Origin of the sequence: Nostoc spongiaeforme FACHB-130 (assembly GCF_014698475.1) — a bacterium.
GTDB classification, from domain to species: Bacteria; Cyanobacteriota; Cyanobacteriia; order Cyanobacteriales; family Nostocaceae; genus Nostoc_B; species Nostoc_B spongiaeforme.
In genome coordinates this window covers 41,654-55,602 of the sequence record NZ_JACJTB010000004.1, presented here as the reverse complement: position 1 = coordinate 55,602, position 13,949 = coordinate 41,654, and the positions used below count along the sequence as shown (strand labels likewise).

The following is a 13,949-nucleotide window of genomic DNA, read 5'->3' as shown; positions in this document are numbered from 1 at the left end:
CTTCTTTCCTACTCTCACTCCCTATTCTCTATCTACACAACTAGATTCAGAAATCAAACCAGATTCCTATACAGGAATTTCAATGATAAATTCTGTACCTTGGCTTAGAACAGAGTGACAAGACAATTTGCCACCGTGGATTTCTTCAACAATTTGTTTTGCTATAGCCAATCCTAACCCGGTGCCTTTACCGACAGCTTTCGTAGTAAATAAATTGTCAAATATTTTTTGTTGAACTTCTGAACTCATCCCCTTAGCATTATCAGCAATGGCAATTTTGACCCAACGTTCTGCTATTGAAGTTGTAATAGTAATGCGGTTGGGATTGGCTTGAATATCTGCTAAGTACTGCCCAATATTTGATTCTTCTAAGGCATCAATAGCATTAGCAAGAATATTCATAAATACCTGATTTAATTGCCCAGGAAAACACTCTATTTGCGGTAATTTACCGTAGTTAGTGTCAACTTCAATTGCCGGACGTTGCTCGTTAGCTTTCAGGCGATGTTTGAGAATGAGAATGGTACTATCAATCCCTTCGTGAATATTAAATGGCACTTTGTAATCGCGATCGGCACGGGAGAAAGTACGTAAACTGGTGCTGATATTTTTCAGCCTGTCGCACGCCATAGTCATAGAATCGAGCATTTTGGGCAAGTCTTCTAAGCTATATTCCAAGTCAATTGATTCGGCATGGTCTTCAATTTCTTCACTCTTGTTGGGAAAAGTTTCTTGATAGAGTTTTAAGTGTTCAAAAATATCAGCAATGGTGGGTTTAGCTTGTTTAATACTGGCAGCAATAAAGCCCAAAGGATTATTCATTTCGTGAGCGACACCCGCAACTAAGTTACCCAAAGCAGACATTTTCTCATTTTGAATTATTTGTAATTGCGCTTGTTGCAAGGCAAGTTCAGCTTGTTTGCGATCGCTAATATCAATTACTACTCCATCCCATACAATTACCCCATCAGTTCGTCGCGTTGGCCTGGAAGCAAATTGCACCCATTTCACCCTTCCCGAAGGCAGGACAAGGCGGCATTCTTGTTCAAAAGGGGTGAGATTTTGTGCAGAGTAGGTAAGGGCTTCTACCATTGCTGCGTGATCATCAGGATGGTGCATTGTATAAAGATTATGTATCCCCGCCATTACTAACTCTGGATCTAACTCATACAAGTCCCAACAGCCAGAACTAACATAGGGTGTAGAAGTGGAACCATCCGCCGCCAGATGGAATTGGTACACCATACCCGGAATATTATTTGCTAAATTTTGAAAGCGGATTTCATTAGCCTGCAATTGCGTGAGAGATTGTGTCAATTGTTGAGCATAGTTCTGGGAATTTTCATAAAGTAGGGCATTTTCTAGGGAAATTGCGGCTTGGGCGCAAAGTAAATTCAATAGTTCGACGCGATCGCTTGTAAACGCTCCTGCAACTAAACTATTTTCCAGATATAAAATGCCCATCAACTTGCCTTGATGCAATATTGGACTGCACAAGATACTTTTAGGCTGTTGACGCAGTATATACGGATCTTTGGCTAAGGTGGGATCTGCTGTTGCATCCATCAGGACAACAGTTTGGTTGTTGTGCTTGACTTTATAGATTATTTTTTGGGGAATATCTTGACTATCTTCAACCAGGAGGTTCTGTAACACAACTGGCTGTTTTCCTAGAATAATTGAGCCTTTAATGATCAGGCGCGAGTCTCGTAACAGCATTAACACGCATTTATCAGCCCCTGCATTTTCGATGACGATTCTTAGCAACGATGACAGCAATTTTTCCAGTTCGATTTCGCTGGACATCGTGTGGGAAGCTTTGAGAATCGCTTTTAAATCTAGGGTATCTGAAACACTGCTGCTAGAAGTGGCAGAATTTGTGGAGGTGACAGTCCCCAGAGCGAAGATAGTTTCATCAGTTGAGAAAGCCGAACGAGCTTGCTGTAATATCGGGGCAAGTAGTTGGAAATAGCGTTTTTCTAAATCGGCAACTTTGGCTTTTGCACCCCATTTGGCGTAACAATAGTAAGCTTCTTGCATATAGCCGGCGGCAACTTTGGCTTTACCCCAGCCGAGGTAAAATTTAGCTGCTAGTTCGTGAGCTAAGGCTTCTTCTTGGAGGTAGCCGTTGGCTTTAGCCAGAGAAATAGCGCGATCGTAATATTCTATTGCTTCTGCTCGATTCCCCAAGACTCTATACCACTCTGCTGCTACCAGATCGTATTTGTGTTGGAAATTCATGGGTGCGTGTGTTGCCCAGTATTTGAGAATTTCTTGGTTACTAACGATACGTTCTTTTATCTGCTGTTGTTCTGCAACTGAGAGTTGTTCAAACACCGCTAGTTCCGCTAAAGACTCATAAAAATGAAAGATGGGTACATAAACAAAAGACAGAAGAGCATCTAAATACTGTCTTGCTTGTTGGGCTTGTTGTACGGCTGGGGCAAACTCACCGAATAGATAAGAAATAATTAGTTTGTTCATCCACAGCAATGCTAATCCAGTGCGATCGCTTGCGGCTTCATGCAATGGCAATTGTTGCTGTTCGTTGTAAGCTGTACCGATCAAATCCACAGGATGATCTGCATATCCCGTTAAATTCAGGATAATTTGTCGAGCTAATAAAGCATAAGTGAGAGTGAGATTTTGCTTGAGATGAGCGAGTGCTTGACAATAGGCATGAGATTCTAATTCTAGTTGAGTTAAATTTTGTCCGGCAAAATAGGAATATAATACGTAGTTATACGCACAATAACCAGTAAAAGCCAGATCGCCCACGTCCAAACAACTAGAATAGGCATTGTGTAAAGGTTGTAAAGTCTCACGCAAATGCGTTTTTCCATGTCTAGTGTAAATATAGACCAGTAATAAAGTTTTTCCTTTGAATTGGGAATTGGGATCTTGAGATAGTAAATCCAGGGCTAACTGACCAAATTCATAGCCTAATTCCAAGTCGTTTATGACACCACATAGCAATATTCCATAAGAAGCATAGGCAAAGGGTGATGTTGACTCATTGCCGTAGACAACTGATAGATAAACCTTTTTTAAAATCACCACTAAATATAAAAGTGGCTGGGATAGATAAGCCGGAGGTGCTACTGATGTTAAAATTCGTGCTGCTGCCAGAATCTTGAGATCCGTTGCAGGTGGGAGGTTCAGTAATTCAGCAGGTGAGCGTCCGCCAAGGACATTGGAAACGGCATCAAAGGCAGCTGTTACATCTGCTTGGCTAGGTACTGAGGGCAGTTCCACATCTAATTGTCCCAGAATAGTAATTGCGCCAGCGATCGCATCGGCAATCTGAGCCTGAGCAGTAAATGACTCAATAATCACCTCATACACGCTGACTCGATCTAATGGCGTTTTGGCATGACTGAGAACTAGATTGGCAAAGGTTTGCATCTTTTGCAAATCACCAATGAGATGGGCTGTTTCTGTCGCTATTTGATGCAGTTCCAGAGTCAAGTTATACTGAGTTTCCCAACCGTCTTCAGCCAGTACATCTATACCTTTCTCGGCATATTGCAGAGCTGCAACATAAGCTGTAGCGGTTTTGGCTTTGCGACTTGCCAAAAGGTTGAACTCCGCTAAGGCTTGACGTTCTGCGGATTGGGTGAGTAATTCTTGTGCCAAGTTTAGTTGACTGACAATCGTAAAAATGCCATCTTCCAGGTTGGCTGCTGGTGTATTGTGAAGCAGTAATTGCCCAATCTTCAAGTGAACAGATTGTTTTTCTTCGGCGGGAATCAGAAAGTACGCTGCTTGTTGAATGCGATCGTGCAGAAACTTATAGTAACAGTGTTGAGTATTAGAGCTTAAGTGTTGAAAGTCAAGTTCCAAGTTTTGATAAAATTTGTAGATTTCGCTCTGCGGTAAAATTAGTTCTTCTTGCAAAGCTTTCCACAACGCTGTTGCTGTTTCTATTTCCGATTGTTCGGAAATAATCGCCAGAGTTCCTAAATCGAAAGAGTTGCCAATACAAGCAGCTAGCTGCAAAATGTTTTGCGTTGCGGGAGATAACTTTTGTAGCTGTAATGCCATAAATTCCACGACATCATCGGTGAGGGCTAGCATTCGCACTTGTGCAACATCGCATTGCCAAGAGCCTGTCTGCCAGTCAAACACAATCAATCCATCTTCATACAACGCCTTCAAAAACTGGGTTGTGAAAAACGGATTTCCTTTGACTTTTCGATAGACTAACTCAGTCAAGGGTAAAGCGCGATCGCTTTCGCAATTAAAAGTATCGGCAATCAAATGATTCACGTCAGATTGACTTAACGGAGTTAGCTCGATAGTATTGACAGTTACTTGGTTTTTTTGAATTTTCTCTAATGCCAACATTAGCGGATGAGTGGGAAAAACTTCGTTATCCCGATAAGCACCAATAATAAATAAATAGCCTCCTTCTTTTTGACTCATTAACAACTTCATCAAATTGAATGATGCTGCATCTGCCCATTGCAAATCATCTAAAAATATGACTAATGGATGTTCTACTCTGGTAAAGACTTGGGTAAATTTTTGGAATAATAAATTAAAGCGATTTTCTGCCGCCGTCCCTAATAATTCTATCGCTGGTGGCTGTTCGCCAATAATTCTTGACAATTCCGGAATAACTTCAATAATTACTTGAGCATTTTCACCAACAGCATCTAGAATTTTATTTTTCCATTGCTCTATTTGAACATCACTTTCTGTTAATAATTGCCCCATCAAATCCCGGAATGCTTGCACAAATGCACTGAAGGGAATATTACGTTGAAATTGGTCGTATTTGCCTTTAATGAAATAGCCGTGTTGTCTAACAATTGGTTTATGAACTTCATTGACGACTGCGGTTTTACCAATTCCGGAAAACCCAGCAACGAGCATCATTTCTGTAGCACCAAAACTTACTCTATCAAAGGCTTGCAGCAGGGTTTTTACTTCAGTTTCTCGTCCATAAATTTTGTCGGGGATGAGGAAGCGATCGCACACATCCCTTGTGGCTATTTCAAAATTATCAATCCTACCAGTTTCTTTTAGCTGATGTAAACATTTCTCTAAATCAAATTTCAATCCCAATGCACTTTGATATCTATCTTCGGCATTTTTCGCCATCAATTTACTAACAATTTCTGATAGTACAGATGGAATTTTGGAATTGATTTCATGTACTAATGGTGCAGTTTTAGCAATGTGACAATGTACCAATTCCATTGGATCATTTGACGCAAAAGGTAATTCACCTGTGAGTAATTCATAAAAAGTTACACCCAAAGAATAGAAATCTGTGCGATAATCAATCCCGCGATTCATTCTCCCTGTTTGTTCTGGAGAAATGTAAGCTAGTGTCCCTTCTAAAACATTAGGATTGACGAGGGATTGGGTTTCTCTTGGTAATAAAGATGCAATACTAAAGTCGATTAATTTAACTTGCTTAGTTTCCGGGTTAATTAATATATTGCTGGGTTTAATATCTTTGTGAATAATGCGCTGGCGGTAGAGTATATCTAGTGTGTTGCAAATTGCTACTGCTATTGGCAAAAATTCTTGTAGAGATGTTATATAGTTAGCGAAATAATTTTTCAGAGAAATCCCGCCAAAGTCTTCCATCACTAACATATAGCCATTTTGGACAATTTCCAGGCTATAGATTTGGATAATTAGAGGTGAGTAGAGATTTGTGGTAATGGTGTACTGATTGCGAAACGACAAGAGTTCATGAAAGCTGGGATAAGAGTTTTTCAGTAGTTTAATCACTACTGGTAAGGAATCACTGTCTTGATAACCACGATAAACCAGCGTCCTTGAACCATTGTAGAGTTCTTCAGTTATGTGATATCCGGGAATATTCACAAGAGTACTAACCATACAACTAAATCCTCAAAATGTTGTGATTTATTATTCCCGGATAGATTATATTTGTTATAAACTAGAGCAATAATTTACAAAGGAATTTGGATGATAAATTCTGTACCTTCACCCATAACTGAGTTACAGTATAACTTTCCTCCGTGGGCTCCTTCGATGATTTGTTTTGCTATAGCCAATCCTAATCCCGTACCTTTTCCGACGGCTTTGGTAGTAAATAAATTATCAAATATTTGTGATTTGACTGATTCGTTCATTCCCTTGCCATTATCAGCAATAACAATTTGAACTAGATGGTTTTCGAGGGAAGTGGTAATTTTAATTCTGTTGGGATTGGCTTGAATATCATCAAAGTTGCGTCCATAATTTGATTCTTCTAAAGCATCAATAGCATTGGCTAAGATATTCATGAATACCTGATTTAATTGCCCAGGAAAACAATCAATTTGAGTTAAATTACCATAGTTGGTGACAACTTCAATCGCCGGACGTTGTTCGTTAGCTTTCAGGCGATGTTTGAGAATGAGAATAGTACTATCAATCCCTTCGTGAATATTAAATGGCACTTTGTAATCGCGATCGGCACGAGAGAAAGTGCGGAGTGAAGTACTAATGTTTTTCAGCCTGTTACACGCCAAAGTCATAGAATCAAGCATTTTGGGCAAGTCTTCTAAGCTATATTCCAAGTCAATTGATTCGGCATGGTCTTCAATTTCTTCACTCTTGTTGGGAAAAGTTTCTTGATAGAGTTTTAAGTGTTCAAAAACATCAGTAATGGTGGGTTTAGCTTGTTTGATACTGGCAGCAATGAAACCCAAAGGATTATTCATTTCGTGAGCGACACCAGCAACTAAGTTACCCAAAGCAGACATTTTCTCACTTTGAACAATTTGTAATTGTGCATTTTGCAAGTTGTGTAATGCCTGTTCTAACTGTTGGGCATATTCCTGAGAACGTTCATAAAGTCGGGCATTTTCTAGAGAAATGGCAGCTTGAGCGCAGAGTGAGTTGAGCAGTTCGACGCGATCGCTTGTGAACGCCCCTGTAGTTAAATTATTCTCTAAATATAAAATCCCCATCAACTTGCCTTGATGCAAAATCGGGCTACACAAGATACTACGAGGCTGTTGACGCACAATATACGGATCGTTGGCTAAAAGCGGATCTGCTGTCGCATCCACCAGGACAACAGTTTGATTGTTGTGCTTGACTTTATAAATTAGTTTGTGGGGAATATCTTGACTATCTTCAACAGGAATTCTCTGCAACACTACTGGCTGTGTTCCCTGGGTAATTGAGCCTTTAATTAACAGGCGCGAGTCTCGCAACAGCATTAACACGCATTTATTAGCCCCGGCATTTTCGATGACAATTCTCAATAACGATGCCAGCAATTTTTCCAGTTCGATTTCACTGGAGATAGTATGAGAAGCTTTGATAATCGCCTTTAAATCTAGGGTATCTGAGAGACTGCTGTTAGAAGTGGCAGAACTGGTGGAGGTGACAGTCCCCAAAGTGATAATAGTTTCGTTAATTGAGAGGGTCGAACGAGTTTGCTGTAATATCGGGGCAAGTAGTTGGGGATAGTGTTTTTCTAAATCGGCAACTTTGGCTTTTGCACCCCATTTGGCGTAACAATAGTAAGCTTCTTGCATATAGCCTGCGGCAACTTTGGCTTTACCCCAACCCAGGTAGAATTTAGCTGCTAGTTCGTTAGCTAAGGCTTCTTCTTGGATGTAGCTGTTGGCTTTAGCAAGCGAAATAGCGCGATCGTAATAATCTCCTGCTGCATAATTCTTGCCTAATACCCGATATTTTTCTGCCTCTACCAAATCCACTTTATGTTGGTGATTCATGGGTGCATAATGCGCCCATTGCTGTAAATTGGTTTGGTTTTCTGTGACACTCTGTAATGCTTGTGATGTTTCGTTTAATTCTGGATTCAATTGTGCCAAAGTCAGCAGTGAATCATAAAGATAAAATACTGGTTCGCTGACTAATCCCGCACCAGCCATAAAATAGCACCTGACTTCACTAGCATGATTTTTTGCTGGCTCAATTTCTCCAAACAAGAAACAAAGCATTAATTTATATAAATGGAAAATATACAGTCCATAGCCATCATTGGTGGATTGTAGCTGCGGTCGAAATTCTGTTTCTTCCAGGGCTTTTCCAGACAAAAGAGTGGTATGTTCTGCAAAACCCAGCAGATTTAAAACCGATTGCCAATAAATCCGGCAATAATTTGCGGTTGTCAATTGATTGATTTGCATCAAACTATGGCAGTAGGCGCTCATATCCTGCTCTAAGGTAGCCAGGGGTTGACTGCCCCAAAAAGAATTGAGACAAAAACTGTGGCCGTTGTACCCAGCAAATACAAGGTTTCCAAATTCTAGGGCAGTGGTGTAACCTTCTTGCAACAGGGGTAGTGTTTCTTGAATGTGAGAGTTGCGGTGTACAATAAACAACCCCAAGAGCATCAAAACCTCTGTTTTAGTGGCTTTGGCATCGAGTTTTGAGATGATCTGGAGTGCTAGAGAACCAAACTGTGTTCCTGTATCTACGACTTGGAAGAAATTGCAGAGAATATTACCATAGTTCACATAGCCGAAAGTAGAATTCGATGTGTTGCCGTACTGAATCGAGAGTTTAACAGACAAAGTATTCAGCAATGGGTACAACGGTGAACCAGTAAGGTAAGCTGCTGGGCTGATGATATTGCAAATCTTCAGAATAGCGAGTTTTTCGGCATCTCGCATCTGTGGCAAGTTAACCAAATCGGCAATTTGCCTATCTCCAATCAGTTCTTCAATCTCTTGGATTTCTTGTTGCCAATCTGATGGTGTGGATGTTTGGGGAAATGTAACACCAAGCTGTTGTAAGACTGGTTGAGCAAGTGCGATCGCACAAGTCAATTTACTTTGATAAATATGCGATTGAATTCTAATGCAGTAAACATTCACCTTTTCTAATAAAGAATGTGCCTGTTCAATGACAGTATCAATGAACTGTTCCATCGCCTCAAAATTACCATTTAGCAGTGCTACTTCTGCCGCTAATTCATGCAAGGCGAGGGTCATTTCATACTGCTGCTGCCAAGTATTTTCTGCCAACAAAGACAATCCCACTGCGGCATATTCACTCGCTGCTTGATAGGCGGTAGAATTTTTGGCTTTGCGAGATGCAATCAAATTAAGTTGTGCTAATTCATCTCGTTGAGTTTGTTCGCTAATTAAAGCCGTGCCGTAATTTAATTGATTGACGATTTCAAAAATCCGGTCTTCTCTTGCTTGTGCGGATATCTGTTGCAGCAGCAGTTGTCCGATTTGATAATGAGTCGTCTGTTTTTGGTCATCAGGAATCAGGGAATAAGCTGCTTGCTGTACTCGGTCATGCAAGAATTTGTATGTAACAATCAGTTGATTTTCCGATGTACGTGCTTGATTTTCTTTCCCGACATAAAACTTATAAACATCACCAATTGGTAAAATCAACCCTTCTTGCAAAGCTTTCCATAAAGCCGCAGCCGTCTCAATTTCTGATTGCTGCGAAACAATTGCCAAAGTTGCTAAATCAAAAGAGTTACCAATACAAGCAGCTAACTGCAAGACATCTTGTGTTGATAGCGGTAATTTTTGCAGTTGCCAACTCATAAAAGTTACAACATCATCTGTAACTGCTTGAGCCGTCACTTCTGATAGATTGCATTGCCAACAGCCTATCTCAAAGTCAAATTGAATTAATCCATCTTGATGTAATGCTTTGAGAAATTGTGTGGCAAAAAACGGATTTCCTTTAGTTTTTTGATAAATCAATACAGAGAGATGCCATGCCACATCTTCTGAACATTTGAGTGTGTCAGCCACTAATTTATTTACTTGCACTTGACTCAGTGGTGCTAAAGTAATCGTATTAATCTTTGGTTGTGATTTCGCAATTTCATTCAAAGTCAACATCAATGGATGTGTTGGATTGACTTCGTTATCGCGGTACGCACCAATAATGAAAAGATGGCTTGTATCAGCCATTAATAGCTGCATTAACTTGAGCGATGCCGAATCTGCCCATTGCAAATCATCTAAAAATATTACTAATGGATGTGATGCACTGGTAAAGACTTGCGTAAATTTTTGGAATAATAAATTAAAACGATTTTCTGCTGCTGTTCCTGATAACTCTATCGCTGGTGGTTGTTCACCAATAATTCTTGAGAGTTCGGGAATTACTTCAATAATTACCTGCCCATTTTCGCCAACAGCCTCTAAGATTTTAGTTTTCCATTGCTGAATTTGGACATCACTTTCTGTTAATAATTGCTCCATTAAATCCCGGAATGCTTGCACAAAAGCACTGAAGGGAATATTGCGTTGAAATTGGTCATATTTGCCTTTGATAAAATAGCCGCGTTGTCTGACAATTGGTTTATGCACTTCGTTGACAACAGCAGTTTTACCAATCCCGGAAAACCCAGCTACCAGCATCATTTCCGTTGCACCAAAACTTACTCTATCAAATGCTTGCAATAGGGTTTTAACTTCAGTTTCTCGTCCATAAATTTTATCAGAAATTAGGAAGCGATCGCACACATCACGCTGTGCAATTTCAAAACTCTCAATCTTGCCAGTTTCTCTTAATTGATGTAGACAATTTTCTAAATCGTATTTCAATCCCAATGCACTTTGATATCTATCTTCAGCATTTTTCGCCATTAATTTGCTGATAATTCTGGAAATGATCAAAGGAATTTCGGAATTGATTTCATGCACTAATGGGGAAGTTTGAGCCAGATGACAATGCACTAATTCCAATGGGTCATTTGATGCAAAAGGTAATTCGCTTGTGAGTAATTCATAAAAAGTTATACCGAGCGAATAAAAGTCTGTGCGATAGTCAATCCCGCGATTCATTCTCCCTGTTTGTTCGGGAGAAATGTAAGCTAGTGTCCCTTCTAAAACATTGGGATTAACTAGAGTTTGTGTTTCTCGTGGTAATAAGGAGGCAATACTAAAGTCGATTAATTTAACTTGCTTGGTTGCGGGATTAATTAATATATTAGCGGGTTTAATATCTTTATGAATAATGCGTTCGCGGTAGAGTATATCTAATGTGTTGCAGAGTGCCACTGCTATTTCTAAAAACTCCTGTAAGCTTCTCTCTACTCCCCATTCTTTAAGCGAAATTCCCCCAAAGTCTTCCATCACCAACGCATAGCCATTTTGGAAGGGTTCGAGGCTATAGGTTTGGACAATCAAAGGTGAGTTGAGATTTTTGGCAATAGTGTATTGATTACGAAATGACAAGAGTTCATGAAAACTAGGATAAGCATTTCTCAGCAGCTTAATCACTACAGGTTTTTGATCGGTTTCTCGATATCCTCGATAAACTCTTGTTCTCGAACCTTGGTAGAGTTCTTCGCTGACTTTATATCCAGAAATACTTACTGAAGCCATGATTTTATTACCACAATCTTGACAAATTCTGGTTTTAGTTTTCCCAAAATGATGAAATAAATTAACAAAGGCCAAGTGATGCAAAACTTTATAAAACCTGTGCTTCCGTGCGAAAATCGTGTTTATTCAAACTAAAAGCGATCGCCCTAACATCATAGAGGCGATCGCTTTTAATCTTTGGGTAAAGTGATGCAGTGGATTGCTTGCAGGATTCACCATTTCCGCATTGTTGTTATGTCTTAGCACTGATGCAAAGCCGATCTCAATCCAAAATCTAAAAAAAGATTACCCCAAGGAGGGTAGATGCAATCACACCATTTATGCTGTACTTTCAATCACTATTAGCCAGTAATAATTGCTGAAGCCACTTATTCTTGGGATGACTGATTGTTTAGTGGGGTGCGCTGTTGCTGAGATTGGCGCATTTTATCAGGATTTATAGCAGGAGGCAGGAGGCAGAAGGACGACACTTTGCTCAAGTCAAGCCAGCGCGTTGCGGTGAACCACTTGCGGTGGAGGGGTTTTCCGGCATAAGCAAAGTGGTGAACACAAAGGGAAGTTCCCTCCGTTGTAGCGACTGGCGTGGGAAACCCGCCCACGCAAGTTTCTCCAGAAGGCAGGAGTTAAAAGTTTTACGACACCTGACATTCATGCTTTTGAAATGTCCTCACCTATCCTTTGACTGCCATAGCTGCTTTTTTTACTGTTGAAAAGCATCTGTGCCGAACAGAAAAAGTGCTGAGTACTAAGTGCTAAATGCTGAGTAAAAATACTGCTCTTTTGTCTCCAGCCTCTAGTACTTAGTCTCTAGTCTCTCTTTCATGAGTACTAGCTGACATACCAGCTTTCAGCTATCAGCAGTCAGTGAAACAATAAAAAGCTGACGGCTGAATGCTGAAAGCCTTTTAAGCCATTTGATTTTCAATCGCCCACCGCGCTAATTCAGTGCGGTTATGGAGATTGGTTTTGCCCAACATATTGGACACATGGCTTTCAACGGTACGCTGACTAACATTTAATTCTTCAGCGATTTCTCGGTTCGCTAAACCCCTAGCTACAAACTGTACTACTTTCAGTTCGGTTGGAGTTAGCTGCACATCAAAAGGAACTTGAATACGAGAACCGTTTTCCCCGCCTTTGGCTTGGTGTTCCTTCCAACGGATAGTTTGTTTCAGCGAAGATTCTACTTGTGCTACGAGTTCTTCTGGCTCAAAAGGCTTGACCATATATACGTCAGCGCCTTTATTTAAACCTTTGACTCGGTCTGCACTTTGTCCCTTAGCTGATAGGAATAAAACAGGAATCCAACTAGTGCGTTCGTTTTGCCGGACTTGTTCCACAAAAGTGTAACCGTCCATTTCCGGCATCATTACGTCACAGATGATCATATCTGGAACATCATGCTCTAGAATTTCTAGAGCTTCGCGTCCATTTTCAGCAGTGACGACTTCATATCCTCTAAATTCCAAGTAATCCTTTACCAGCAAGATGAGGTTAGGGTCGTCATCAATTAGTAGAAGGCGTTTGTGATCTTTCATGCTGGGCTCTTTCATAGCAGTGGCACTTGTCGCGCTTCGATCCATCAAGGTCTTGAATGGTTATCCTTAATAATGGTGGATTTATGGAGATGTTGTCTTTTTTCCCACTTAACTTGCCTTTGCGTCCTCGAAGTCTCAAAAGCGGTTCTCACCTTATTTAAGACCACTAGCTCATTGGCAAAAGTCCGGTAAGGATACGTAGAGCAGTAGTAATTATAATGCGCTATTATATATCGCTTTGAAAGGTGCGGGTGAAAAAACACTGATTGGATAATAATCATCTGCCATTCACTAGTAAGTATTGGCTTGCGATGACCCCAGCTTTATAACAACCTGCACTTTCATCAGCTTACTGCTTTACTATATCCTGCGGATGTGAAGCCTTATCAGATGTTAACAAGCAAGTAGGGGAATTTCCGGCAAAGATGGGTTAAAAATGCAAATTCTTCTACCACCATTATGCCGATCAAGTATGTTTGGATGATCCTCTCAGTAACTTGCAAATTTGCTTGGCGATACCAGACACCACCATCCGAGCAGAAAACCATTATCTGTCTAGAACAACAAAGTGGCAAGCAATTGTCTTGAATTGTCAAGATGCAGAGGGGTAAACTTTCATCGCTTTTAACCAAGGTTGAGTTCTTGATTAGCTGATTTAAGCCTTCCCAGAACTACCAAATAACTTGCTGTTAACCAGAGTTAGCAACTGTGTCGTCAGCATACATAAAAATATGTCGCTGATTTTTGGCAATTCCTAAAATTTTTACACAATTACTTAAGGTTTTCTTGTTGTCTACATATTTAATGGTTTGGTCGATGTGATAGTTGTTGAATCTTGGTATTGTTACTCATTTGTGGCTCCCTGTTTACTGTTCTATAACAATTCCCAAGCTTTGCAAATAAAGTTGACCATATAAAAATATTCGTAACTTACGGATGGAAATCAGAAAATTAAACCTAATTAGGTACTAATACTTAAGTGAACTTCCGATTACTGAGGGTTAGGGAGTGGGGAAAAGAGGGGTGTGGGAGGATAGTGAAGAAATCTTTCCCCCCTCTCTCCCCACACTCCCCACACTTCCCACACCCGCTACCCATACGT

Annotated in this window: 3 protein-coding genes; all 3 read right to left on the bottom strand. The window is 40.3% G+C overall.

Translation table 11 applies throughout. The features are described from left to right. Positions 1-66: 66 nt before the first annotated feature. Positions 67-5,859, bottom strand: a complete 5,793-nt coding sequence (locus H6G74_RS05590; protein ID WP_190966737.1) for a trifunctional serine/threonine-protein kinase/ATP-binding protein/sensor histidine kinase — start codon at positions 5,857-5,859, stop codon at positions 67-69. Positions 5,860-5,933: 74 nt separating this feature from the next. After that, positions 5,934-11,309 carry a trifunctional serine/threonine-protein kinase/ATP-binding protein/sensor histidine kinase gene (locus H6G74_RS05585; RefSeq protein ID WP_190966736.1) on the bottom strand — a complete coding sequence of 1,792 codons (5,376 nt, stop codon included), beginning with the start codon at positions 11,307-11,309 and terminating at the stop codon, positions 5,934-5,936. A gap of 905 nt (positions 11,310-12,214) precedes the next feature. After that, the gene (locus H6G74_RS05580) at positions 12,215-12,892 is read right to left on the bottom strand and encodes a response regulator transcription factor (protein ID WP_015113911.1); all 678 of its coding nucleotides are present in this window, start codon (positions 12,890-12,892) and stop codon (positions 12,215-12,217) included. Positions 12,893-13,949 lie beyond the last annotated feature (1,057 nt).

Bases quoted from the DNA above. Each gene is read 5' to 3' on its own strand.
- H6G74_RS05580 (WP_015113911.1), bottom strand. From the start codon at position 12,892: ATGGATCGAAGCGCGACAAGTGCCACTGCTATGAAAGAGCCCAGCATG.
- H6G74_RS05590 (WP_190966737.1), bottom strand. From the start codon at position 5,859: ATGGTTAGTACTCTTGTGAATATTCCCGGATATCACATAACTGAAGAA.
- H6G74_RS05585 (WP_190966736.1), bottom strand. From the start codon at position 11,309: ATGGCTTCAGTAAGTATTTCTGGATATAAAGTCAGCGAAGAACTCTAC.